At 63.5% G+C, this 24,606-nt stretch carries 24 protein-coding genes and 2 pseudogenes; 14 read left to right on the top strand and 12 right to left on the bottom strand.

From position 1 onward, the window contains the following. Positions 1-38: 38 nt before the first annotated feature. Both art_RS09470 and art_RS21635 read left to right on the top strand, forming a co-directional pair. A complete protein-coding gene (locus tag art_RS09470) occupies positions 39-638 on the top strand; it encodes a CueP family metal-binding protein (protein ID WP_052136937.1) in 600 nt (199 codons plus the stop codon). A gap of 44 nt (positions 639-682) precedes the next feature. Next, on the top strand, positions 683-1,060 hold the full coding sequence (locus art_RS21635) for a VOC family protein (RefSeq protein ID WP_082000544.1): 378 nt from the start codon (positions 683-685) through the stop codon (positions 1,058-1,060). A gap of 84 nt (positions 1,061-1,144) precedes the next feature. Here art_RS21635 and art_RS22940 read toward each other — a convergent pair. The 3 genes and pseudogenes from art_RS22940 to art_RS22930 all read right to left on the bottom strand — a co-directional run. Next, positions 1,145-1,531: pseudogene (locus art_RS22940) on the bottom strand (galactose mutarotase); the annotation flags it as partial. A 130-nt stretch (positions 1,532-1,661) separates the two neighbouring features. Next, a pseudogene (locus art_RS22935) lies at positions 1,662-1,781 on the bottom strand (galactose mutarotase); the annotation flags it as partial. Positions 1,782-1,826: 45 nt separating this feature from the next. After that, complete coding sequence (locus tag art_RS22930) at positions 1,827-2,015, bottom strand: hypothetical protein (protein WP_253901544.1); 189 nt, start codon at positions 2,013-2,015, stop codon at positions 1,827-1,829. Between the two features lie 136 nt (positions 2,016-2,151). On the opposite strand from art_RS22930, the gene art_RS09460 reads away from it, so the two are divergent. The 4 genes from art_RS09460 (at position 2,152) to araA (ending at position 7,350) form a co-directional block, all read left to right on the top strand. Continuing rightward, a complete protein-coding gene (locus tag art_RS09460; RefSeq protein WP_038464409.1) occupies positions 2,152-3,189 on the top strand; it encodes a LacI family DNA-binding transcriptional regulator in 1,038 nt (345 codons plus the stop codon). Positions 3,190-3,399: 210 nt separating this feature from the next. Then, the gene (gene araB / locus art_RS09455; RefSeq protein WP_038464406.1) at positions 3,400-5,082 is read left to right on the top strand and encodes a ribulokinase; all 1,683 of its coding nucleotides are present in this window, start codon (positions 3,400-3,402) and stop codon (positions 5,080-5,082) included. Then, positions 5,079-5,798, top strand: a complete 720-nt coding sequence (locus art_RS09450) for an L-ribulose-5-phosphate 4-epimerase (protein WP_052136195.1) — start codon at positions 5,079-5,081, stop codon at positions 5,796-5,798. Before araB ends, art_RS09450 begins: the two co-directional genes overlap by 4 nt. Positions 5,799-5,829: 31 nt before the next feature. Further along, positions 5,830-7,350: an L-arabinose isomerase gene (gene araA / locus art_RS09445; RefSeq protein WP_038464404.1), complete on the top strand. Its 1,521-nt coding sequence runs from the start codon at positions 5,830-5,832 to the stop codon at positions 7,348-7,350. Positions 7,351-7,435: 85 nt separating this feature from the next. On the opposite strand, the gene art_RS09440 is transcribed toward araA, so the two are convergent. Further along, positions 7,436-7,762: a hypothetical protein gene (locus art_RS09440; RefSeq protein WP_038469523.1), complete on the bottom strand. Its 327-nt coding sequence runs from the start codon at positions 7,760-7,762 to the stop codon at positions 7,436-7,438. A 158-nt stretch (positions 7,763-7,920) separates the two neighbouring features. Between art_RS09440 and art_RS09435 the strand changes: the two genes are divergently transcribed. Beyond that, a complete protein-coding gene (locus tag art_RS09435) occupies positions 7,921-11,487 on the top strand; it encodes a DEAD/DEAH box helicase (RefSeq protein ID WP_253901542.1) in 3,567 nt (1,188 codons plus the stop codon). Positions 11,488-11,589: 102 nt separating this feature from the next. Here the strand turns inward: art_RS09435 and art_RS09430 are convergent, their stop codons facing one another. Beyond that, positions 11,590-12,879 carry an alpha-hydroxy acid oxidase gene (locus art_RS09430; protein ID WP_038464401.1) on the bottom strand — a complete coding sequence of 430 codons (1,290 nt, stop codon included), beginning with the start codon at positions 12,877-12,879 and terminating at the stop codon, positions 11,590-11,592. Positions 12,880-12,967: 88 nt separating this feature from the next. Between art_RS09430 and art_RS09425 the strand changes: the two genes are divergently transcribed. From art_RS09425 to art_RS09415, 3 genes are all read left to right on the top strand, one after another. Beyond that, positions 12,968-13,648, top strand: a complete 681-nt coding sequence (locus art_RS09425; protein ID WP_038464398.1) for a FadR/GntR family transcriptional regulator — start codon at positions 12,968-12,970, stop codon at positions 13,646-13,648. A 123-nt stretch (positions 13,649-13,771) separates the two neighbouring features. After that, positions 13,772-14,191: a hypothetical protein gene (locus art_RS09420; RefSeq protein WP_157875226.1), complete on the top strand. Its 420-nt coding sequence runs from the start codon at positions 13,772-13,774 to the stop codon at positions 14,189-14,191. Between the two features lie 60 nt (positions 14,192-14,251). Then, a complete protein-coding gene (locus art_RS09415) occupies positions 14,252-14,638 on the top strand; it encodes a hypothetical protein (RefSeq protein WP_038464392.1) in 387 nt (128 codons plus the stop codon). Positions 14,639-14,748: 110 nt separating this feature from the next. On the opposite strand, the gene art_RS09410 is transcribed toward art_RS09415, so the two are convergent. The 4 genes from art_RS09410 to art_RS09395 all read right to left on the bottom strand — a co-directional run bounded on the left by art_RS09410 (position 14,749) and on the right by art_RS09395 (position 18,512). After that, a complete protein-coding gene (locus art_RS09410; protein ID WP_082000218.1) occupies positions 14,749-16,680 on the bottom strand; it encodes a cation-translocating P-type ATPase in 1,932 nt (643 codons plus the stop codon). 257 nt (positions 16,681-16,937) lie between these two features. Next, the gene (locus tag art_RS09405) at positions 16,938-17,630 is read right to left on the bottom strand and encodes a Crp/Fnr family transcriptional regulator (protein WP_052136189.1); all 693 of its coding nucleotides are present in this window, start codon (positions 17,628-17,630) and stop codon (positions 16,938-16,940) included. Positions 17,631-17,674: 44 nt separating this feature from the next. Then, positions 17,675-17,899 (bottom strand): heavy-metal-associated domain-containing protein, encoded by a 225-nt coding sequence (locus art_RS09400; protein ID WP_038464389.1) that lies wholly within the window; start codon positions 17,897-17,899, stop codon positions 17,675-17,677. Between the two features lie 151 nt (positions 17,900-18,050). Then, positions 18,051-18,512: a MarR family winged helix-turn-helix transcriptional regulator gene (locus art_RS09395; protein ID WP_038464386.1), complete on the bottom strand. Its 462-nt coding sequence runs from the start codon at positions 18,510-18,512 to the stop codon at positions 18,051-18,053. A gap of 60 nt (positions 18,513-18,572) precedes the next feature. Between art_RS09395 and art_RS09390 the strand changes: the two genes are divergently transcribed. From art_RS09390 to art_RS09380, 3 genes are all read left to right on the top strand, one after another. Then, positions 18,573-18,941: a VOC family protein gene (locus tag art_RS09390; protein WP_038464383.1), complete on the top strand. Its 369-nt coding sequence runs from the start codon at positions 18,573-18,575 to the stop codon at positions 18,939-18,941. Positions 18,942-18,953: 12 nt separating this feature from the next. Next, positions 18,954-19,382 carry an EVE domain-containing protein gene (locus tag art_RS09385; RefSeq protein ID WP_253901540.1) on the top strand — a complete coding sequence of 143 codons (429 nt, stop codon included), beginning with the start codon at positions 18,954-18,956 and terminating at the stop codon, positions 19,380-19,382. Between the two features lie 184 nt (positions 19,383-19,566). Continuing rightward, entirely contained in the window at positions 19,567-19,839 is a 273-nt protein-coding gene (locus tag art_RS09380) for a hypothetical protein (protein ID WP_038464380.1), read from the top strand. Here the strand turns inward: art_RS09380 and art_RS09375 are convergent. From art_RS09375 to art_RS09365, 3 genes are all read right to left on the bottom strand, one after another. Then, positions 19,836-20,504 carry a GAP family protein gene (locus art_RS09375; RefSeq protein ID WP_038464377.1) on the bottom strand — a complete coding sequence of 223 codons (669 nt, stop codon included), beginning with the start codon at positions 20,502-20,504 and terminating at the stop codon, positions 19,836-19,838. The two genes, art_RS09380 and art_RS09375, sit on opposite strands and share 4 nt — an antisense overlap. 120 nt (positions 20,505-20,624) lie before the next feature. Next, a complete protein-coding gene (locus tag art_RS09370; protein ID WP_038464374.1) occupies positions 20,625-21,611 on the bottom strand; it encodes a diaminopimelate dehydrogenase in 987 nt (328 codons plus the stop codon). A 198-nt stretch (positions 21,612-21,809) separates the two neighbouring features. Continuing rightward, on the bottom strand, positions 21,810-22,556 hold the full coding sequence (locus art_RS09365) for a dienelactone hydrolase family protein (RefSeq protein WP_038464371.1): 747 nt from the start codon (positions 22,554-22,556) through the stop codon (positions 21,810-21,812). A 229-nt stretch (positions 22,557-22,785) separates the two neighbouring features. On the opposite strand from art_RS09365, the gene art_RS09360 reads away from it, so the two are divergent. Next, positions 22,786-24,372 carry an ABC-F family ATP-binding cassette domain-containing protein gene (locus art_RS09360; RefSeq protein ID WP_038464369.1) on the top strand — a complete coding sequence of 529 codons (1,587 nt, stop codon included), beginning with the start codon at positions 22,786-22,788 and terminating at the stop codon, positions 24,370-24,372. Positions 24,373-24,606: the final 234 nt, after the last annotated feature.

Raw genomic sequence — 24,606 nt, 5'->3', positions numbered from 1 at the left:
ACTGCCGTCGGCATTGACTGATCGAGAAAGTGCGCATCATGACCACCCCAATTTCCCGCCGTTCACTGTTTGGCACCATCGGAGCGGCCGCCGCCGTCCTGTTCATTGCCGGCTGTTCCACAGCTGCGCCGACCCCGGCAGAATCCGCGGCTGACCAGTCACTCATCACGGAGCTTGGCTTCGAGGGCATGAGCGCCAAGGACATCATCACCGAACTGGACACCCTGCCCGTGGCAGAGCGGTCGACGCAGCTGATGGCCTCGATCCGCCCGGCTGAGTTGATCCTCATGGACGCCACTAAGCGTGAGGCTGCCGTGCCCATGCCCGCCGACGAGTTTTATGTGTCGGTGGCCCCGTATGTGAGCCAGACGCACGACTGCCACTTCCACAGTCTCACCACGTGCCGGGGCGAACTGGCGAACCAGGACGTGGCTGTCACCGTCACGAATGACAAGACCGGCGAGGTCCTCGTGGAGGAGTCGTTGCGCACGTACGACAACGGCTTCATGGGCCTGTGGCTGCCACGCGGAATCGATGCCACCCTGACCCTTGGCTTTGACGGCAAGAGTGCCACCCAGTCGTTGTCGACCAAGGGCAACGACGATGCCACCTGCGTCACGACGGCGAATCTGAGCTAGCCCAACCCCTGTTCCTGCCGCGTCCATCGGGGTAGCGTCGACCTATGGACTGGAAATTGGAACTCATATTTGTGCCCGTATCCGATGTGGACCGGGCCAAGGATTTTTACGTGAACAAGGTTGGCTTCAACGCCGACTATGACGAGCGCCCTGGCGGCGGCATCCGCTTCGTGCAACTCACGCCGCCAGGGTCCGCCTGCTCGATCACCATTGGGGAAGGCCTCACCGACGCCCCTCCCGGCACCGCGCCCATGATGCAGCTGGTGGTCAGTGACATTCAGGCCGCCCACGACCAGCTCGCCGCCAACGGTGTTGAGGTCAGCGAGGTGGCGGTACTGGATTGGGGCCACTTCGTGTACTTCGCCGACCCCGACGGCAACAAGTGGGCGCTGCAATACCTCCCGAACCGTCCCAACGGCTAAGGCTTGGATCGCGGCAATCACGCGGTGCGCCGTGTGTTGCTCACCCATTGCCAGAATGACAAGATCCGTGCCGAAATTGAAGGCATCGGGCGGGCAGCTCAGGGGCTCCACAGCCAGGACGATCCGGTTTGTTTCGGCATCGGCTGTGTCAGCCGTGTGGATTTGGACCCACGGCAGAACCTTCGGGTCCCAGCGCATGAGCACCCCGGTGCCGCCTGCTGCCGTGAGGCGGGCCTCGACCTCGCCCGTTTCACGGGGAGCCAGGCCGGAATAGGCGAGGTCTATTTCGGTGCCGTCCATGGTTCGAAGCTGCTGGAAGTCAAAGTGCCCCTTGCTGAGGTGTTCGACGGCGGCAAGTCCGGTGGGCAGGAGCCTGTCCGGGGTGACACTCAGAACCTGCGCGGCGGGGAGGTCCAGCGTCCACGCATCCACCGTGCCGCTGCCTGCGACGAGGTAGGGGTGCGGCGCCATGCCGTAGGGGGCAGGCTTTGTATCGGGGCCTGTTGCCGAGATTTGTTGCCGCAATGCGCCAGTCCAGGCCCTCGCCGCTGAGCGTGTAGGCCACCTGGAGTTCCAGCCGGTGCGGGAAGCCATCCCGCGGTTCAAGGACGGCGCCAAGGGTGACACTGGACGGAGTGTGTTCCGGCACGGCCCAGTCATTCCAGATGGCCAGGCCGTGCAGGGCTGTCATCCGGCCTGCTTCGTTGATGTACAACGGCACGTCTGAGCCGTTGAAGGTGTAGGCGCCGTCGGCGATGCGGTTGGGTCAGGGGATAAGGTTTGCTCCCTGGTTTCCGGGCCGGACCTCGTCCGCCGCGAAGGGAACTACAAGGTTGCGACCGCTATGAGTCAGGGAGCGCAGGCCGGCGCCCACCGAGGCAACCACGGCACGGTACTCGCCTGATTCAATGGTGCATTGGGTCCCTGAAACCGGCCGGACGGAAGAGCTTGGCATCTGTTCTCCTCTGCGAGAATGAAAGTGGAATTTTTACGGTTGAATGTAGCAGTAGTTGTTTTTTATTGGACGCACCGTCTGGGAACAATCCCCGAGACGTCAACCATCCCAGTGAACACTGGAGAACAGGCTGACCATGGCAGAAAATGTTTCGTCGCATCCGCGGCCTCCCGTCATGGAGGACGTTGCGGCCAAGGCAGGGGTCTCGCACCAGACAGTCTCCCGGGTGATCAACAACCATCCGAACGTCAGCGCCAAGACCCGGACCCTGGTGGAGGCGGCCATCGCAGAGCTGGGCTATCGCCGCAACACCGCTGCCCGCCAGCTGGTCACCCGCCGATCGGAGACTTTTGGCGTGGTGGCCCACAACATGGAACATTACGGACCCTCCCGCATTCTGCTGGGCATCCAGGAGGCTGCCCGCACGGCCGGATATTCAGTGAACTCTGTGGGACTGCCCGACGCCAGTCAAAAGGCCATTATTGAAACAGTCGAGTACCACTTGGCACATCAGGTTGATGCGCTGGTTGTCATTGCCCCGCAGGAAGAGATTGTAAGGGCGATTGAGAAACTCCAGCCCGGTGTTCCGCTGGTGGCCATTGGTGATATCGGTGCTGCCGGGGTTCAAAGTGTTGGTGTTGACCAGCAGCGTGGTGGATGGCTGGCCACCCAGCACCTGATCGAGTTGGGACACCGGAACATCGCCCACATCATGGGCCCCGCTGACTGGCTGGACGCCCAAGCGCGGCGTCGGGGCTGGGAGGCTGCACTTTCTGCTGCTGGGTTGCAAACGGGGCCGCTGCTCGTGGGGGACTGGAGCGCCGAGTCCGGTTACCGCGCTGGCAAGAAGCTGATCGATGACGGCGAATGCTCGGCAGTTTTTGCCGGCAATGACCAAATGTCCCTGGGTGTGCTCCGTGCGGCACACGAAAGGAAGCTGAGCCTGCCGCGCGACCTGTCAGTGGTGGGCTTTGACGACAGCCCCGAGTCAGGCTTTTACTATCCGCCACTAACAACCGTTCGGCAGGACTTTATGGAACTGGGCCGCCGCTGCGTTGCCATGATTCTTGACGGCATTTCCGGAAACGATCCATTGTTCTCGGTGCGCATTCAGCCCCACCTGACCGAGCGGGCCAGTACCGGACCCAAGCCCGCGGCACTGGCCCGCAGCTAAAGCAGCCCCGTCGCATCTAATGCTGGGCAGCGGCCCGCGCTGTTAGCGTTCACAACGAAAGTATCCCGCCTGCCTGGAAGTTGCCGGCATTCCCTGTAGGTGGGCAGCTGCAACGTCTTGACGGAATGGAGTTTACATGCAATTGTTAGCGCTAACAAGAAATGTTTGGCTACCGGTCTGCTGACCGGCTGCACCGTCTGAGAGGAAATTATGGGGACGCAGGAGTCTTACGTAATCGGCATTGACTACGGCACCTTGTCGGGGCGGGCGGTGGTGGTCCGGGTGCGCGACGGTGCCGAACTGGCATCCGCCGTCGTTGAGTACCCGCATGCCGTGGTGGAGCGGTCCTTGCCGGGATCCGCGGAGAGGCTGCCGCCTGAATGGGCACTGCAGGTCCCCGAGGACTACCGCCAGGTGCTCAAGCAGGCAGTACCAGCCGCCGTCGCCCAGGCAGGGATTGACCCGTCCGCCGTCGTCGGCATCGGTACGGACTTCACCGCCTGCACCATGGTCCCCACAACGGCTGACGGCACACCACTTTGCGAACTGCCGGAGTTCGCCGCTGAACCCCACGCCTTTGTGAAGCTGTGGCGCCACCATGCGGCCCAGCCGCAGGCGGAGCGCATCAACGAGCTTGCCAGGGAACGGAAGGAAAGCTGGCTGCCCCGCTACGGTGGACTGATTTCCTCCGAATGGGAATTCGCCAAGGGCCTGCAGCTGCTGGAGGAAGCTCCCCGAGCATATGAAGCCATGGAGCATTGGGTTGAAGCAGCCGACTGGATCGTCTGGCAGCTCACCGGCAACTACGTGCGCAACGCCTGCACTGCCGGATACAAGGGCATCTATCAGGACGGCAACTACCCGTCGGTGGATTTCCTCTCTGGGTTGAACCCCGGCTTTGGCCGCTTTGTGGTGGACAAGCTGGAGCACCCCATCGGGAACCTGGGCGATTCCGCCGGCGGACTCAGCGCCCAGGCAGCAGCCTGGACCGGGCTGACCGAAGGCATCCCGGTGGCAGTGGGCAACGTGGACGCCCACGTCACGGCACCCGCTGCCAAGGCGGTGGAGCCAGGCCAAATGGTGGCCATCATGGGCACCTCAACCTGCCACGTCATGAGCTCCGGAGAACTGCGCGAAGTGCCCGGCATGTGCGGGGTTGTGGACGGCGGGATCATCCCCGGACTGTACGGCTACGAAGCAGGGCAGAGCGGTGTAGGCGACATTTTCGGCTGGTTCATCAAGAACTCGGTACCCGAGAGCTACCACGCCAAGGCTGCAAAGCGCGGTGTTGGCATCCACGAGTACCTGACGGCACTAGCCGAGCGTCAAAACATTGGCGAACACGGCCTGGTTGCTTTGGACTGGCACAGTGGAAACCGCTCCGTGCTGGTTGACCACGAGCTCTCCGGAGTAGTTGTCGGGCAGACACTGGCCACCCGTCCGGAAGACGGCTACCGCGCACTGCTGGAAGCCACCGCCTTTGGTGCCCGTGTCATTGTTGAAACCTTCAATGCCGCCGGCGTCCCGGTCACGGAATTCATCGTGGCCGGCGGCCTCATGAAGAACCAACTGCTCATGCAGATCTACTCGGACGTGTTGAACCTGCCGCTGTCCACCATCGGCTCGAACCAGGGCCCCGCCCTGGGCTCCGCCATCCACGCCGCCGTAGCGGCAGGACGCTACCCGGACATCCGGGCAGCGTCGCAGGCCATGGGCAGGATCAACCGCGCGGTAGTGAGCCCCATCCCTGAAAACGTTGACGCCTACAACGCCCTTTTTGCCGAATACCGTCTGCTGCACGACTACTTTGGCCGCGGCGGCAATGACGTGATGCACCGGCTCAAGGCCATCGCACGCAAGGCCCACAAGGTTGTAGTGGAGGTGGCGGCATGAGCCACACGTCCGGAACAGAATCAGCTCAAACCGCATCCCCGGAAACGGTGGCCAACATCGCCGCCATCCGTGAGGAGCTGTGCACCCTGCATGCCGAGCTGGTCCGCTACGATCTCGTGGTGTGGACGGCGGGCAACGTTTCAGCCAGGGTCCCCGGGGAAGACCTGATGGTCATCAAGCCGTCCGGGATCGACTATGACGCACTGACCCCCGAATCCATGGTGGTCACCGACCTGCACGGCACCCCCATGGACGGAGGATGGGGCAATCCTGAACTGACGCCGTCGTCCGACACGGCAGCGCACGCCTACGTCTACCGGCACATGCCCGAGGTGGGAGGGGTCGTCCACACCCACTCCAGCTACGCCACGGCGTGGGCCGTGCGCGGCGAAGCCATTCCCTGCGTGCTGACCATGATGGGCGACGAATTCGGCGGCGAAATCCCCATCGGCCCGTTCGCACTCATCGGCGACGACTCCATCGGCCGCGGCATTGTTGAGACACTGAGCGGTTCGCGCTCGCCGGCCGTGCTGATGCAAAACCACGGACCCTTCACCATCGGCGCCACGGCAAGGGCCGCAGTCAAGGCCGCCGTGCTGTGTGAGGAAGTGGCCCGCACAGTGCATCTCTCGCGCGAACTGGGGACGATGCTGCCCATTGAGAACGCACACATTGACCGTCTCCACGAGCGCTACCAAAACGTCTACGGACAGTAACCCACCCACCCCTTGCCTTGAAGGAATCAACATGTCTTTGCAGTTGAACAACTCCCTGTCCGGATACGAAGTCTGGTTCCTGACCGGAAGCCAGAACCTCTACGGCGAGGAAACCCTGCGCCAGGTGGCCGAGCAGTCCGCCGAAGTAGTCAGGACCCTGGAGGAATCCAGCGAGATTCCCGTCCGCGTGGTTTTCAAGGACGTGCTGAAGGACTCCGAGTCCATCCGCCGTGCAGCCCTGGACGCCAACGCCAACGACAAGGTCATCGGCCTCATCGCCTGGATGCACACCTTCTCACCAGCAAAAATGTGGATCCGCGGGCTCACAGAACTGAACAAGCCGCTGCTGCACCTGCACACCCAGGCCAACGAGGCGCTGCCGTGGGCTGACATCGACTTTGACTTCATGAATCTGAATCAGGCAGCGCACGGCGACAGGGAGTTCGGCTACATCCAGTCCCGCATGGGCATCAGCCGCAAAACGGTTGTGGGACATGTGTCTAACCCGCTGGTGCGCGACAAGATCGGCACCTGGACGCGTGCGGCAGCCGCCGTCGCACAGGTCCGCACACTGAAGCTGGCCCGTTTCGGCGACAACATGCGCAACGTTGCCGTCACTGAGGGCGACAAGACCGAGGCGGAAATCCGCTTTGGTGTGTCGGTCAACAGCTGGTCAGTCAACGAGCTGGTGGAGGCTGTTGATGCCGCCTCCGAAGCGGATGTTGACGCTCTCATCGATGAGTACCTGCGCCTGTACAACGTGGCCCCCGAACTCCATCCCGGTGCCGCACGCCACGAGTCACTGCGCTACGGTGCCAAGGTTGAACTGGGTCTGCGCAGCTTCCTGGAAGCCGGCGACTTTGGTGCGTTCACCACCAACTTCGAGGACCTGGGCGGCCTGCGCCAGCTCCCCGGACTGGCAGTCCAGCGCCTCATGGCAGATGGCTACGGCTTCGGCGCCGAGGGTGATTGGAAAACCGCCGTGCTGATCCGCGCGGCCAAGGTCATGGGCGAGGGCCTCCCCGGAGGTGCCTCACTCATGGAGGACTACACCTACCACCTGGTCCCCGGCCAGGAAAAGATCCTGGGCGCACACATGCTTGAGGTCTGCCCGTCGCTGACAGCCACCAAGCCCTCACTTGAGGTGCACCCGCTGGGCATTGGCGGGCGCGAAGATCCCGTGCGCCTAGTGTTCGACGCCGATCCCGGCGCCGGCGTGGTGGTGGCCATGTCCGACATGCGCGAGCGCTTCCGCCTCACCGCCAACAAAGTTGAGGTGGTCCCGCTGGATGAGCCGCTGCCCAACCTGCCCGTGGCCCGTGCCGTGTGGAAGCCGCTTCCCGACTTCGCCACCTCCGCCGCAGCCTGGCTGGAGGCGGGCGCAGCCCACCACACGGTCATGAGCACCGCCGTCGGAATTGAAGCCTTTGAAGACTTCGCCGACATTGTCCAGGCGGAACTCCTCGTCATAGACGAGGACACCACCCAGCGCGGGTTCGCCCGAGAAATTCGCTGGAACCAGGCCTACTACCGCCTGGCCCAGGGGTTCTAAATCACTCCTTTGAGTTGATTGGCCTCCGGTTGATTGGCACAGCAGCGCCCGTCCTTTTTCGGATGGGCGCTGCTGCATTTGGGCGTCATGTCCCCTCCGGAGGACCGGACAGGGCCATGATCTCCTGAACCTGCGAGGTGACCCGCAACGTCACCACCGACGGGTCGTCGCGAAGCTGGAGGGCAAACACCGCACGCTCGCCCACCCGGCAAGCGAACACGCTGTGCAAGTCCAATTGCTCACCGTCGCGGCGCAGCTCTGCAGGCTCCATGCCCGCAAAATCCGGTGCCATCTCAACTGCCGCTCTGAGCCGGGTCAGCGTCCGGGCGTCAAGATCCAGCAGGTAGTAGCTGCCGGCGCCCGTGCGGATGCGGTAAGCGCCGGTATCGGTATTCCGCAGCTCTTCAATCATGGTCACCACGATACATTTGGGCACTGACATGCCGGTCCTGAAGTTCGACGGCGGCCATTGCCCCTCGTTGTTGCTGCACCTTTGCGGCCACCCAGGCAGGCTGCCGGTGGCAGGCAAGACGGCCAAAAATGTCCCACCCAATGGGTAACGTTAAGGACATGGATCTTTCCCTCATTCCTTATGTGGACTACGCGGAGCTGCGCAAGCTAGTTGGCCCTGCGGCAATGCACCGCGGCCTCGAGTATGAAAGCACAGGCCACGTCAGCCGTCTCAAGTGGGATGAAGACGGGCTGGAGCTCCGGGGTCTCGTGTCCGGCAGTCGGCGCATGTCTTACGAAACCCTCATCTATTTCCAGGAAAACCAAGCCAAAATAAACATTGTGGAAACCAGCTGCAGCTGCCCCGTCGGGTGGGATTGCAAGCATGTGGCAGCGGTGGTGTTCCACAGCAACCGCCTGCTGGAGGAAATGGATGGCGACAGGGTGCCGGCCCGTCCGCTGGAAGCTGCTGCGCCTGCGGGGCATGAACAAATGCTGCTGTTTGCCCAGGGGCAGGGTAATTCGGGGAAGATGAAACCGCCACAGCTGGCCCCGCCCAAGCCTGCTCTATGGGAGCAGCAGCTTGAAACTCTCCTGAATCCTCCTGCCGTGGCCCCGCCGATCCGGTGGGGCCACATCAACCAGTCTCCGGTGGCCCGTGCGCCCATGGCACTGCAGTTTGAACTGGTGGAAGAAATGGCACAGCCATTCTCAGGCATCGGGACGTCTCGGGATGCAAAGCCGAAGTCACCGGCCAAGATCCGCCTGGGCGTGCGCCCTGTCATGCGCAGTGCTGCGGGCAAGTGGACTGTTGGCAATCTGGCATGGAGCACCAGTTACCGACTGGCGTATGCCGACAACCTCAACACCGCCCACTGTGAATGGATCCGGGTTTTCCACTCGCTGTACCAGGCCGCCCACTCAGCCCCCACCAATCCCAAGTGGATCTTCCTGGACGGGTTCAACTCCCCGCTGCTGTGGAACCTCCTGGATCAGGCAGCCGCCATTGGCCTGGAATTTGTCAGCTCCCGTAAGAATGCCAGCGTCACCCGGGAAGCCGCAGCCACGGTCAGCACAGACATTCTTGCCATGCCCGACGGCGGCATCCGCCTGGTCCCGCTGGCCCACGGCAACGACGTCGTCCTGGATCCGTCGAGGATCGGCACCCTGGGCTCGCCGGCGCACGGACTGTATTGGTGGGATGCCGGTAAGGATCCGGGCAGCATGCTGTCCCAGCGGACGGTGCACTTTGCGCAGGTGGACGGCGCCATGGGGGAATCCCTCAGCAGGCTGGTCGACTCCCGGTCCACGGTGGATATTCCGGCGCCCGCGCGGGAACGCTTTTTGGAGCTCTACTATCCGAAACTGCGCAGCACCATGGACGTGCGCCCCAGTGAGGGGACGGCGGGACTGCCGGAAATTCGTGATCCCGAACTCGTCCTGACTGTGACACATGTGGCCGCGGTGCCGGCCGCAAAGACGGCCCGTCGCGGCAAGGGCGCTGCCCAGGCGCCGAAGCAGGACGCCGGCAAAACACCGTCCCTGGAGCTGCACTGGCATTGGGAATACACCGTGGGGGAGCAGGTTATCCGGCACCCCATGACCGGCGACGGAACCGGCAACCGCGATCTCGTCTTCGAGGCGAGACTGCTGGAGACCGTTGTCCAGGCGCTCGCCGATTTTCCGGAAGCCACTGGGGATTCCTTCCCCCACCCACCCACCCTCCATCCGGGCAGCAATGAACCGGTCCACCTGAAAAACGTGGCTGCGGCCCGCTTCAGCAACGTCGCCATGCCCGCTCTGGCAGGAGTCGACCACGTCCGAGTGGACACCACCGGTTCGGCTCCTGACTACACCGAGCTGACGGGCACGCCTCAGATTGGTATCAGCACCAAGGGAACCACCGACGGCGACTGGTTTGATTTAGGCGTCACGGTCACCTTGGACGGGACGGAAATTCCCTTCGGCGAGCTTTTCCTGGCGCTGGCTACGGACGAAGAGCACCTGATGCTGCCCAACGGCCACTACTTTGCGCTGGACCAGCCCGAGTTTCAGCAGTTGCGCCGGCTCATCGAGGAGGCAAAAAGTCTCCAGGAACCAGGCGAATCACTGACCATCAGCCGCTATCAGGCAGGGCTGTGGGAAGAACTGAAGGAACTCTCCACCAGCGTTGAAGAAGCCGCGGCCTGGGAAAAGTCGGTCAGCGGGCTCCTTGCATTGCAGGAAGTTGCCGCGGTCCCAGTGCCGGCCACGCTGCACGCAGAACTACGCCCGTACCAGCAGGAAGGCTTCAACTGGCTGGCGTTCCTGTACAAAAACGGGCTTGGCGGGGTGCTGGCCGACGACATGGGCCTGGGCAAGACCCTGCAAACCCTGGCCCTGATCACCCACGCCAAGGAAACGGGCAACCCAAAAATAGCTGGCAACGCAGGAACCGACGAGAGCACCAGCCCGTTCCTCGTCGTGGCGCCCACCTCCGTGGTGTCCAACTGGGAAGCCGAGGCGCGCCGCTTCGCACCCACTCTGAACACCACCGCCGTCATCGACACCCTCCGCCGCAGCGGAAGCGACGCTGCCGCATTGGTGAACGGGGCCGACGTCGTCATTACCTCCTATGCCCTCTTCCGCCTGGACAACGAGGCGTACGCGAGCCAGGAATGGGCGGGGCTGATCCTGGACGAGGCCCAGTTTGTGAAGAACCATCTCACGAAGGCCAGCCAAATGGCTCGCGCCTTCCCGGTGAAATTCAAGCTGGCCATCACCGGCACACCCATGGAAAACAACCTGATGGAACTGTGGTCGCTGTTCGCCGTGGCGGCGCCGGGGCTGTTCCCGTCGCCCACCAATTTTGCCGACTACTACCGCAAACCGGTGGAGAAGGACGGCGACGCGGAACGGCTCAAGCAGTTGCGGCGGCGGATCCGGCCGTTGATCATGCGCCGCACCAAGGACGCCGTGGCCAAGGAACTGCCGCCCAAGCAGGAGCAGGTCCTGGAACTGGAACTGGCGCCGCGGCATCGCACCATTTACCAGCGCCACCTGCAGCACGAGCGCCAAAAGGTCATGGGTTTGCTGGGCGACATGGACAAGAACCGCTTCGCCATTTTCAAGTCGCTCACCACGTTGCGGATGCTCAGCCTGGACGCGTCCCTGGTGGACGTAAAGTATGCCAGCACCCCGTCCAGCAAGCTCGACGTGCTGTTTGAACAGCTCGAGGACGTCGTGGCGGAAGGGCACCGGGCGCTGATTTTCAGCCAGTTCACCTCGTTCCTGGGCAAGGCGCGCGAGCGGCTGGACGCGGCCGGGATCGAGTACGCCTATCTGGATGGCAAGACGCGCAAGCGCGGCGAGGTCATTGAGAAGTTCAAGTCCGGAAAGGCACCGGTGTTCCTGATCAGTCTGAAATCGGGGGGTTTCGGGCTGAATCTGACCGAGGCCGACTACTGCTTCCTGCTGGATCCGTGGTGGAACCCGGCCACCGAGAACCAGGCTGTGGACCGCACCCACCGGATCGGGCAGACCAAGAACGTCATGGTGTACCGGCTGGTCGCCAAGGACACCATCGAGGAAAAGGTCATGGCCCTGAAGGAGAAGAAGGCGAAGCTGTTCACCTCCGTCATGGACGACGACGCCATGTTCTCCTCCGCCATTACCGCAGACGACGTCCGCGGCCTGTTCGACGCCTGAGTTGGGCGTGCGCTGATTGGGCGCCGCGGCTTGGGCCTGTCGAAATCCTTGGACCAGCTCGACCAGCTCGACCAGCTGGACCAGCTCGACCAGCAATCGCCGCTAGCCCTGCAGGATCCGCACATGCTCCGGCGTCAGTTCCGCAATGGAGCTGACCCCGAGCAGGGCCATGGTGCGCCTCATGTCAGTCTCCAGGATCGCCAGGGCGCGGTCCACTCCGGCACGTCCACCGGCCATGAGCCCGTACAGGTAGGCGCGGCCAATCAGGGTGAAGTCCGCGCCGAGGGCCAGTGCCGCGATGATGTCCGCCCCGGCCATGATGCCCGTGTCCAGGATGATGGCCGGGTTGTTGCCACTTGTCTTCAACGCGGCAGCGACCTCCGGCAGCAGATGGAACGGGATGGGTGCCCGGTCCAGCTGGCGGCCGCCATGGTTTGACAGCACCACACCATCGGCGCCGTGGGCAACTGACTTCCGGGCGTCGTCGACCGTCTGGATGCCCTTGACCACCAGCTTGCCCTTCCAGGTGTTCCGCAGCCAATCCAGATCCGCGTACGTCAGGGTCGGATCAAACATCGAATTGATCAGGGATTCAGCCGTGCCCGAATGTCGGGACAGCGAGGCAAAAGCCAGCGGCTCATGCGTCAGGAAGTTGAACCACCAGGCCGGACGGTAGGAAGCATCCAACACAGTTTTCAAGGTCAGCGACGGCGGGATGGTCATGCCATTGCGCACATCCCGCAACCGGGCGCCACCAACGGCGGTGTCCACGGTGACCATGAGCGTGTCGTAGCCGGCTTGGGCAGCACGTTCGATCAGCTCGAGGGAGCGGTCCCGGTCCTTCCACAGGTACAGCTGGAACCAGTTCCGTCCGTCCGGGGCCGCCGCGGCGACGTCTTCGATGGAGGCGGTGCCCATGGTGGAGAGCGTGTACGGGATGCCCGCGGCTTCCGCTGCCTGGGAGCCTGCGTACTCGCCTTCAGACTGCATCATGCGGGTGAATCCAGTGGGGGCAATGCCCACAGGCATGGTTGAATGCCTGCCCAGAATCTCGGTGCCCAGATCAATGCTGGAGACATCGCGCAGCACGCCGGGCCGGAATTCAATGTCCAGAAACGCCTGGCGTGCCCGGCGGAGCGTTATTTCCGCCTCGGCGGCGCCGTCCGTGTAGTCGAACGGGGCTTTTGGGGTGCGGCGCTTGGCCATGTCCCGCAAGTCCCAGATGGTGCTGGCGCGGCGCAGCTTGGATGCCCGGCTGAACTCGGGTTTCTTGAACTGCATCAGCGGCGCGATTTCCGAGTATTTTGGGATTCGGCGCTTGAGCGCGGACGGTGTCGCGGCAGCGGGGAGTGCGACCGCTTCAGGCATGCCGGGTTCGATGGTGTGTGTCATGGCGCCTCCAGGCTGGGGAAGAGGGGTTGTCCGCTCTGGCTTTCCACCCTAACGACTAAGGTCCAACCACACAAAGTAGGATGAATTCATGCGCACCCACCAAGTTGTCCTGAATTGGATCGAGAGCCAGCTCGCAGCCGGCAGCCTGAAGCTGGGAGACCGGCTGCCGCCCGAGCGGGCCCTGGCCGAAAAATTGGCGGTCTCGCGCACGTCCGTCCGGGAAGCCATCAGGATCCTTGAGGTCATGGGTGTGGTCCGGGTGGGTGTGGGTTCCGGGCCCGACGCCGGCACCGTGGCCATCGCCGATCCGGCCCTGGCCTTGGGGATGGCGCTGCGATTGCATGTGGCCACCTCCCATCTCCCCGTTGCCGACATTGTGCGGACCCGCGTCCTGCTGGAATCCTGGGCAGCGTCTGAGGCCCGCTCCGATTCCCCTGCCCTCTGCGAGGCTGCGTCGCTGCTGGACCGGATGGATGACACCACTGACGTGGAGGAGTTCCTGGACCTCGACGTCCGCTTCCACCTTGCCGTGGCGCAGGCAGCCGGAAACGTCGTCATCAGCGCCATCCTGGGCTCGTTGCGCGAGGCCATCAAGGACTACGGCAGCAGGCTCACCGGCAACCTTCCGGATTGGGACGCAACAGTGCAGCGCCTGCGTGCAGAGCATCGCGCCATTCTTGCAGCGGTCAAGAACGACGACGGACCCCTCGCCTCAGCGCTCGTCACGGCCCATGTTGAGGGTTTCTACAGGGAAGCCGGAGTAGCCTGAACTTCTCCCGATGAGTGGTCTGCGTCCGGCTGATGGAGCGGGATTTAAGAAAACTTTCATTGAGGTTCCTAGGCTGTTGCCTTGCGGGGCATTGGTTCCGCCGCCAACGGGTCTTGTGGGGGAATGATGAAGCAATTGATGCAGTCGATGACGGCCGTGGCTTTCGCCGCCATGCTTGCCGTGGGCGCCACAGCTTGCGGCGGCGGCCCGGATCCGGCACCCGGCAGCGTTGCGCCGGCGGGCCAGGAAAGCAAGGATCCGGCCAGTGCGGAACAGCAAATGTCCGACGAATCCGGCAAGGACGCCGGAAGCGGCGACATCGACAAGGACACCATGGCCATGGCGATAGGCTCCGCACTGAGCGCGGAAGCCCGCTGGGAGGGGGAGACCTTGCATGTGAAACTGGCCGAGGACCAAGACGTGAACGGCATCCGGGCCTTCACCAACTGCATGGTGACGGACCAGCTGCTGGAAGACTCCCAAACAGCGGTCATGGAATTCACGGACGGCACCGTGGCCTGCATCGATATTTTGGAGAAGTAAACAACATGAAAAAGCTTTCCAGGAAGAATCTTCGCGGCTGTATTTTCCGCATCGCTGCTGTTGGGGGCGGCCGGGTGCTCAAGCAACCCGGCAGCTGAGGACAAAACGGGTGCGGGCGATGCTGCCCAGGAAGCGGCGCCCGAGAAGAAGCCCCAAGATAATTCGGCGAAGAAATCCCAGGATGGTGAAACAAGCCGGAGCGGCGTGGCCATGCTCATGGGTGCGGCACTCCAAGGAGAAGCCAGGTGGGACGGTGACGTCCTGTACGTGGAAACTGCGCTTGAGAACGACGGCGACAACCTGGGTGCCATCACTGCGTGCGGCATAGCCCAGAAAATGTTGGATGACACTACCTTGGCTACCGCCACGGTCGTCTTCGAGTTTGGCAATGGCACCGTCAAATTCACTGACATCAAGGACAAGATCGACGCAGCACGAGGAAGCTAATGGTTCGCCACGTGCGTCTGGGAGCGGCAGGATTGATCCTGCCGCAGCCAGCGGCGAGAGCTGCCACACGGGGTCTTGGCGAGGGACGGATGCGAGCTTGCGGAGCTCCGCTAGTTCCTTGCAGCCAGCTCGTCCTTGCGGAAGTCGTCTTGCTCATCCAACGGCGGCAGTTCAGCTGTTGCCGTTGGCACCGCTGCCCGCTTGTCCCTGAACCGGACCAGGCGGACGGCGTTGATGATGACCACCAGCACGCTGACCTCGTGCACCAGCATGCCCGTTGCCATGAACACCTTCTGCAGCAGCACTCCGGTCAGAAGAAGTACCACCGTGCCAAGTGCGATCGCGGTGTTTTGCTTCATGTTCCGTACGGTCGCCTTGGACAGCGAGAACGCGTGCACAAGCTGGTCAAAGCGGTTGCCCATGAGGATCACGTCCGCCGTCTGGATGGAGACGTCCGTGCCGGCGCCCATGGCCAGGCCAACGTCGGCCGTGGCAATGGCTGGCGCGTCGTTGATGCCGTCGCCCACCATGGCAACGCTGTGTCCGGCGTCCTTGATCTCCTGGACAATGCGGACCTTGTCGGCTGGCAGCAGCTCGGCGCGGACCTCGTCGATGTCCAGCTCGGCCGCGACCAGTGCCGCCGTGTGGCGGTTGTCGCCTGTGAGCATGAAGAACTTCTTCACACCGCTGCGGCGCATGGCCGCAATGGCGTCCTTGGCCTCCGGGCGGATCTTGTCGGCGATGGAAATGACTGCGGCCAGTTCGCCATCGAGCACTGCAAAGACTGCGGTGTTGCCGCCCTGCTCCCGCAGCACCGCATGGTCGGCGGCTGAAGCAGGCAGATCAACGCCCATGCTGGCGAGCACCCGGCGTGAGCCAACGGCCACGGTGTGCCCGTCAACCTTGCCACGGATGCCTCCGCCCTTGATGACCTCAACCTCGGTGGGCTGGATCGTGACGTCGAGTCCGCGCCTGCGGGCCTCATCCACAATCGTCTTTCCGAGCGGGTGTTCGGAAGCAAGCTCAAGGTGGGCCGCAAGCAACAGGACGGTGTCGGCGTCGTTCATTCCAAGCGGGAAAATCTCGGTGATCTCGGGACGGCCCACGGTGAGGGTACCCGTCTTGTCGAAGACCATGGCGTCGATCTTGGAGAAGCGCTCCAGAGCGTCGCCGCCCTTGACCAAGACGCCGTGGCGGGCGCCGTTGCCGAGGCCCGCAACCATGGAAACCGGGGTGGAGATGACCAAGGCCCCGGGGCAGGCGATGACCAGGAACGTCAGCGCGAACTCCACATTGCGGCTGAAGATCAGCACAATGACGGCCAGCACCACAATGGCCGGCGTGTAAATTTGTGCGAACCTGTCGAGGAAGCGCTGCGCCTTCGTCTTGGATTCCTGCGCCTCTTCAACGAGTTCGATGATCTGCGCGAAGGTGGTGTCGTCGCCCACCTGCTCGGCGGTCATGCCGATGAAGCCGTTGTCCACGATGGTGCCGCCGTAGACCTTGTTGCCAATCGTTTTGGACGCGGGTACCGGCTCGCCCGTAATGGTTGCCTCGTTGACCAGGGCTTGGCCGGAGATGATGGTGCCGTCCACGGGGATTTGGCCGCCGGATTGGACCACCACATGGTCGCCCGTAACGACGTCGTCCACGCTGATGGTGACGGACACGCCGTCGCGCATGACTTGCGCTTCCTGCGGCGCCATGTCCACCAGGTCCCGCAGCGAGCGGCGCGTCTTCTCCAGCGTGCGGGCCTCGAGCCAGGCGCCGAAGATGAACAGGAAGGAGACCACAGCGGCCTCGACAAACTCGCCGATGATGAGGGCGCCGACGACGGCGATGGTCACGAGCAGGTCGATGCTGAACGCCTTGTGGCGCAGCGCCTGGAACGCGCGGATGGCTGTGGGGACGCCGGCGGTGACGGCCGAGACGAACAATAGGACGTCGCGGGGCACCGGCATGGCGAAGAGGTGGAACGTCAGTGCGGCGATCAGCATGATGCCGGTCGCGGCGGCGATCCGGGCTTTGGTCCTGCCAGTCATGATGCTCCTTGGCTTGTGTGCCGGCGGGGGTTTCCCACCGATACGTCAAGAATTGCCCGCATCGCCGGAAGGCGCCTTGACCGGGGTCAATTCCAGCGGAATGCTTTGCAGGGTTTCTTGGGGAAGCTGAAAAAGGAAACAGCTGTCTTTGATTGAGAGCCGCTTGATTCCCGATCATGACTCAAGAAATCACAAGACTAGCCAAAAGGACATGACTGTCCTCGGCCGGCAACCCCCGCCGCGTGGCCCGTCCCGGCCTACAGCTTGTGCAGCGCCGGCACGTCCAGCAGTTCCACGATGCGGCGCGGATGCAGGCGGAGCCAGCCGGCAGACTCGAATTGGGCCAGCTTGCGGCTGAGTGTTTCAGGGGTCAGCCCCAGGAACGATGCCACATCCTTCTTCGCGATGGGCAGCGCAAACTTCGCCGTGGGGTGCTTGTCTGACAGTTCCAGTAGGTAGGCGGCGATGCGGTGTTCGGCATCCTCCCCGGCCAGGATGCTCACCTGGCGTTCGGTGCTTTCGAGCCGGCTGCTCAGGGTTTCCAGCATCTTGTACGTCACGGTGGGGAAGCGCAGCAGGTAGTCGCGCAGGTCGTCGTGGTGCAGCACGCAAATCTCAGCCACCTCCAGCGTGGTGGCGAAGTGGTCGGTGGCGGCGCCGCTGATGAAGCTCATGTCGCCGAGAAAATCACCCTCGCCGAGGACCCTGATGAGCTGCTCGTGACCGGATTCAGTGATCCGGAAAATCTTCACATGCCCGCTGTGGATGATCATCAGGTGCGGATTGTTCTCCCCGGCACCGTACAACTGCTCGTTGCGCGGGTGGTGTCGCAGCCTCACCCGCCCGGCAATGTCCTTGAGCTCCTCCGGTGCCAGCTGGCTGAAAATGGGGACACGCCCCACCAGAACGTCCAGTGGAGCGTGCCCTTGGACTGCAGAATGTTGTGCCATGTCCACAGTCAACCAGCTATTTCCGCGGGCCGTGTCCCGGGAGGCTATGCCGCGACCTTGTGCTTCAGGACCGGGTAACCGAGATCCGTGATGGCCTTGGCGATCGCCTCGGCGGTGACCAGTCCGTCGTCGAACGTCACCTTGACCTTGCCGGAGTTGAACATGACCTTGGTTTCCTCGACGCCGGGCATCTTGCCGACAACACTCTCGATCTTCGTGATGCACGACGGGCAGGTGAACGGTTCAGTCTCAAATTTGGCGGTGCGCATGATGTGCCTTTCTGTGGGTTGTGCTTGTCTCACCACTACATCGCGTTCCGCGCGCCGCCGCCTTGACGTGGGTCAAGAACGCAAAGACTCTTTTCTGGAATGCACGACGTCGGCACACACCATCCGTGCGCTGGCTGCGGCGGTCTTGGGGTCACCGGGGTGGTGCGGCCGGCTCGGCAAGCGCTGCAACACACGAGCCCAGCAGCTGCCGCAATTGGGCCTGCTCGGGGGACGAGAGCCCGCTGCCCATCCTGCTCTCCACCGCATGTGCGACAGCGCTCGCGGCCAGCAGGCGCTCGTGGCCAAGCGCTGTGAGCCGGGCAGGAAGTGCCCTGCCGGTGGCAGCCTGCTCGGGGCGGGATGCCAGGCCGTCCCGCTCGAGCGATTGCAAGAGTACGTTCATCGACTGCCTCGAGACGAAGGCGCCTCGTGCCAGCTCGGAATTGGACAGGCCCGGCCGCTGCGCGAGCAACTCCAGGCAGGCGTACTGCGGCACGGTCAGCCCGAGCGGGCGCAACGCGCCGTCCATGGCGGACCGCAGTGCGCTGTGCGCCTGCTTCAGCAAATATCCCAGTGACGTTTCCAGATCTACTCCGGCACCTACTTGACTCATGTCAATATTCTGACATACATTTAGGATGTCAATACCTTGACATTAAAGAGGAGGCAACACATGGCTGTCAGCGGCCCGGATTTCATTTCCCTGCAGGTGCGCGACCTTGAACTGTCCGCGAGTTTCTATGAGACGGAGCTTGGGCTCGTGCGGGCCAAGGGTGCGCCGCCCCACGCCGTCGTCTTTGACACCGGCACCATCCCGTTTGCCGTGCGTGAGCCCTTGCCCGGGGTTGATCTTGCAACAATGAAACAGCCCGGTGCTGGCATGTCCGTGTGGCTGCGTGCCTCGGATGTGCAGACAATTCACGACAATCTTGCTGTCGCTGGAACACGGATCGTCTCGGCGCCGACTGACGGGCCGTTCGGCCGGACCTTCACCTTCGCGGACCCGGACGGCTACCTCATCACGGTTCATGATAAAGCCTGAATGGTGGAGTTCATGGCAGCTGGGGACCGCCCCATGAGTGCCTGGCTGGGAGTGGTCTCCGCTGAGCATGTCCGGCGGGCGGTTGCGCTGGGCATCGCGCAGATCGGCCACGGCCAGAGGGTCGGTCTGGCGCGCATGCACGCCGGCGACACCTTGATCTACTATTCGCCCATCGAGCGGATGGGGGACAAGGTGCCGCTCCAGCAGTTCACCGCCTTCGGGACAGTGTCCGACGATGAAATTTGGCAGGCAGAGGAAGGCGATTTCAAGCCGTTCCGCCGCCACGTCGCGTACCTGCCCACAATCCCGGTTGGCCTGGCTGGCGTGCGGGACCGGCTCCACCTCACCGCGGAACCCAATTGGGGCTACCAGCTCAGGCGAGGACTCGTACTCCTGGACGCGCATGATGTGGACGTGCTCCGCCAGGCCATGACCGCCTGAGTCGCCAACTAAACTCAAGCCATGACGAAGCTGAGGGCGCGGATGTGATCATCACCGGCGGTTGACAGGAGGTAGGTGCGGCTTTTGCCAAGGCAGCGCACGACGCCGGAGCCCGGGTTTCGCTGATTGCTCGCGGTTCGGCGGGGCTTGAGCGGGCAGCGGCGGCCGCCGGCCAGGGTGTCCTGTGGGAGGCGGCCGATGTCACAGCGAATACGCCACCCGCGGTTTTGTATGGCACCCCGGCTTTGCAGCGGAGAATCCGCGCAAGCTGCCGGCGACCGCCGCCATCTCCGGCGCCGTCAAGCACGTCCCTGCTGGTCTGGCGCTCGGCATCGGACGCAACGCCCGGAACATCACAGTTGAGGCCACCGCCCGTTGGTTGTTGCTGCTGGGCGGCCTGGCGGAACCTATCCTGCGCTGGACCTTCACCCGGACGGCCGCGAAGGCCCACCGTTAGAAACTGCCGAGCCCGTTGCCGATCAGGATGAATCCAAACACCACAAGCAGCAGTCCCGTCATGATCGAGTGGTTGACCTGCAGCCACTGCATAACGGCGCGCAGCGGCACTGCCACCTTGCGCGGTGCAATGAGGTAGACCGCGACAGGCACCAACACCGTCAAGGAGGCAAACACGATATACGCGGACATAGCCCAAATCTCAGCGTTTAGGCTGAGGTCCGCGGCGCCGATGGTGACGCCGGCTGCGGCAGTAATCGCAAAGTTCTTGGGATTTGCGGCCGACAGGGTCAGCCCCATCACGGCGCTTCGCCCAGGTGAGTAGCTGGTAGCGGAAGCCATCCAGCGGGGGAGGGGTCCGGCGTCGGACGTGCCAAAACGCTTGATGAACTTGCGCGCCGCCATGACCAGGAGGGCGGAGCCGAGGATGATCCGCACGACGCCGGCCATTGGGCCAGGGTCGTTGCCCGCGCCGTCCAGGGCGTCCAGGGCGAAGGTGAGGACGGCGACGATCGCCGCCAGGCCCACAACCCAGCCGGACAGGAACGCCAGCCCGTTGGCGTTCGGGCGTGCCGATCCCAGCAGCAACACAATCATGATGATGGGGAACGGGCCCAGCGCCACGCCCATGCTCAGCGGCAGGATGCTGCCCAGCACTTCATTCACGGTGTGTTCCTCCCCTCCGGCGGTTTACCCAATTCGAGTGTGCAGTTGTTGGACCGGCAAGCGCATTCCTGAACGAAATCGGTCCAACAACTGCGTACTCGATGAGAAATGGCGGGGCGGTTACAGCAGTTCGGCGCGGAGGTCCGCGGCGGACTTGGGGGAGAGCAGGCCGGGGGCCACGTCGAATACGGTCTTGGCGCCGAACTGACCGGCAGCGTTCATGCGGTGCACGGCGCGGGCGTACGCAACCAGCACGCTGGAGGTGAATTCGGGGTTGCTTTCCAGTGCCAGCGAGTATTCGATGACCTGGGCGTGCCCATCCGTGGTGTTGCCGCTGCGAATGACAAAACCGCCGTGCGGCATGGCTGCATGGTCGCGGGCCAGCTCTTCGGCGGAAATGAAGTTCACCGTGGTGTCGTACTGGTCGAAGTAGTGCGGCATGCCCACGATCTCGGCGCGGACGGCGTCCTCGGAGGCGCCGTCGTCGAGCACCACGAAGCATTCGCGGGTGTGCTTCTGGCGGGTGGTGAGTTCGGGGCGCGAGCCGCGGCGCACCTCTTCAATCGCGGTTTCCGAGGGCAGCGTGTACTGCACGCCTCCGGCAACACCGTCGACGCGGCGGATCGCGTCCGAGTGGCCCTGGCTCAGGCCCCGGCCCCAGAACGTGTAGGTGTCGCCGTCGGGCAGCAGCGCCTCGCCGTAGACGCGGTTGATCGAAAACATGCCCGGGTCCCAGCCGGCGGAGATCAGCGCGGTCTTCTGCGCAGCCTGGGCGGGAGCGTCCACGGCGGCGAAGTACTCCGGGATGCGGGCGTGGGTGTCAAAGCTGTCAACCGTGTTGAACAGTGCGGCCAGTGCCGGGCCCTGTTCCGGCAGGTCTGACTTTGAGCCGCCGCACAGGATCAGCACATCAACATCGCCTGCATGGCCGACAAGGTCGTCCATGGAGAACACGGATGCGCCCGCGTTCAGCGGGGTCAGCTCGACCGGGTTGCGGCGGGTGTAGATTCCTACGAGCGTCATGTCGGCGTTCTTGGCAATGGCTGCCTCCACCCCGCGGCCCAAGTTTCCGTAACCGGCAATTCCAATGCGAATCGGCGTGCTCATGTGTTCTCCATCCAATCATTGGACCGCTCCTCGTTGGCGGCCGCACTCACTATCCCCAACGGTACAGTCTGCTGCCGTGGTGGTGCACAGCGGCCGGGGCGGCCGTGCACAGTGGGACCGGGCGGGTGCGGCGGCGGCCGGTGTGGAGGCGGGACTCGGCGTCGAACGATGTGCGCCGACGATGCATTTGGCACGGCGCTAATCCCGGGAGAGTTGGCTTTCCAGGAACGCCAGCGTTTGCCCCCATGCAGTGGCGGCGGCTTCCTGGCGGTACATGGACGGGTTGGCGTCGTTGAAAAACGCGTGGCCTGCGCCAGGGAAAACGGTGGGACGGAAGTCAACCTCCGCTTCCTGCATGCGGTGCGCAAGATCCGACAGGGACGCCATCAGGCCGGCATCGTCCGCGCCGTAAAACGCCAAGATGGGGCACGCAATGGCGGAGAGCTCGGCTGTTGCATAGCCGGCGTGGCCATAAAACGGCACGGCCGCCTTCAGCCGTGGCTCCTCCACAGCCAGGGCAAACGCGTACGTCCCGCCAAAACAGAAACCAACCGCCGCTGTCCGTCCTGCGCCCTCCGGTGTTGCCTCCAAATAGTTGAAGACTGCGGCCACGCCTGCCTTGATTTGCGCCGCACTTTCCGGGGAGTTCAGGGGCGCTGTGGCGGCCCGAAGCTTGGGCTGGGCTTCGGCCTGTGCCGCGGGATCGGCCCGCCGTTCACCCAATTCGGCCAGCAGCACGGCGTCCAAACCAGCCAAGCCCATGAGGTCGGGCGCCACCGCGAGGTAGCCTTCGGCCGCAAACCTGTCCGCCACGTCCTTGATGTGCGCGGTGAGCCCCCAAATTTCGTGGATCACCAGCACCGCACCCTGTGCAGGGCCCGACGGCTCCGACCGGTATGCCTGGAATTCCTGTCCCGCCGCCGCAAAATCAATCATTGTTCCCATGGGCCAACACTGGCACTGTTGGCTGCAAGCCGCCAGGGAAAGTTGCGCAGGCCGGCCACGGCGGAAGGAGCCCTGCCCGCCCCACCCAGGTGCCGCCGTCGTACTTGTCCTTAAAGTACGGATCCCTAAAGCACGACGGCGGCACGCGCCACCGAGGCCCCCTCGCCTGCCGGTAAACTGGGCTTGGGTGTTTTTCGTGCCCCACTCCCGCTACAAAAGGACCACACCCATGAGCTTGATCCGCCTCAATGACGTTTCCGTGCGCTTCGACAAGGTCCAGGTGCTGCGCGAGACGTTTTTTAAGTTGGAGGCGGGGGACAGGGTTGGCCTGATCGGGCGCAACGGTTCCGGAAAGTCAACGCTGCTCAAGCTCGTGATGGACCAGGTGGAGCCCGACACTGGCACCGTCAGTGTGGAACTCGGCACGAAAATCGGCTACTTCTCACAGTTCTCGGAGTTGAACGGCGCGCAGACCATCCTTGAGGTGCTGGAGGACGTGTTTGCGCATGTGAAGGAGATTGAGGCTGAGCTCGCGGAGATTGACGCGGCGCTCGGTGCGGATCCCTCGGAAAGCGACATGGACCGACTGATTCACCGACAGTCCGAGCTCTTTGCCGACATGGACAGGCTTGACGGCTGGGATTACCAGCGCTCCATCGACAAGGTCCTGACCACGCTGGGCTTCAACGAGGCCCACCGCGTGTGTGCGATCGACGAGCTGTCCGGAGGGTGGCGCAACCGTGCAGCCCTGGCAAAGATCCTGCTCGAGGCCCCCGACGTCCTGCTGCTCGATGAGCCCACCAACTACCTTGACGTGGCCGGTGTGGAATGGCTGGAAGGCTGGTTCAAGAACTTCCAGGGCGCGGCGATCATCGTCTCGCACGATCGGAAATTCCTTGACGCCGTGGTCACACGCATCATCGAGGTGGAAAACTTCCACCTGCACGAATATCCCGGCAGCTTCAGCGAATACGTGGTGGCCAAGCAGTTCCGGCTGAAGACGCTGGAGAGCCAGTTCATGCACGAATCTGAGCTGCTCGCCTTTGAGGCCGAGGGGATTTCCGATAGGCGCGAGGCCTCCAAGGCTGCGTCGAAGGGGCTGGATTCGAAACTTTCCAAGATCAAGAAATCGCGCGCCCCGCGACCGGTGGACAAGATCATCACCGAGATTTACGGGGGGCTGCACGTCAAGGATGTGCTGTGTCGGGTGGAATCGCTGACGAAGTCGTACGGCGACCGGACGCTGTTCAGCGACCTCAGCTTTGAGATCCGCCGCGGCAACCGGATTGTGGTGCTGGGCTCGAACGGCTCGGGCAAGTCGACGCTGCTGCGCGCCCTGACGGGGGAGGAGCCGGCAGATTCCGGCTACGTCGCCTGGGCCAAGGGCGGCGGGCTCGTCTCCTACAACCAGGTTTTGGACGAGCTGGACCCTGACGACACTGTCACCCACGCCGTCAACGCGATGCCCGACAGCCTGGCCCTGACCGCCACGAAGAAGTCCGTCAACCGCTTCCTGGCCATGTTCCAATTCTCCGAGGCTGACCTGAAACAGCGCATCGGTGCGCTGTCCGGCGGGCAGCGCGCCCGCGTCGCCATGGCCCAGTGCCTGCTCTCCGGCGCCTCCGTGCTGGTGCTCGATGAGCCCACCAACCACCTCGACATGTCCAGCACGCAGGTCATGGAACGGGCGCTGCTGCACTTCCCCGGCGCCGTCCTCGTGGTCAGCCACGACCGCTTCTTCACCGACAAGATCGCCAACCGCCGCCTCGTCTTCAACCCCGATGCACCCGGAACCATCGACGTGCGCATGGGCTGATTGCCTCTCGCCAGCCCGTCCGACGCGCCCGGCGGGACCGTGCCGCCATTGACCTTAATGGTCGACGGCGGTTCGTGCGTTAAGCGCCGATCGCCGGCCGTGTTGGCTGTGCTTCTCGGGACGTCGCTTCCCTCCCCCGCCCATGGACCTGCGCCGAGACCCAAGGTCGCCTCGTTCCGAGGCTCCAGCGCGTTCGGGGGTGTTTTTCCCGACGCTCCAGCATGGTTTGGGCTC

The sequence above is a fragment of the Arthrobacter sp. PAMC 25486 genome (genome assembly GCF_000785535.1).
Lineage (GTDB): Bacteria > Actinomycetota > Actinomycetes > Actinomycetales > Micrococcaceae > Specibacter.
The sequence above is the reverse complement of the archived record's forward strand: the minus strand, read 5'-3'. Positions and strand labels throughout refer to the sequence as shown.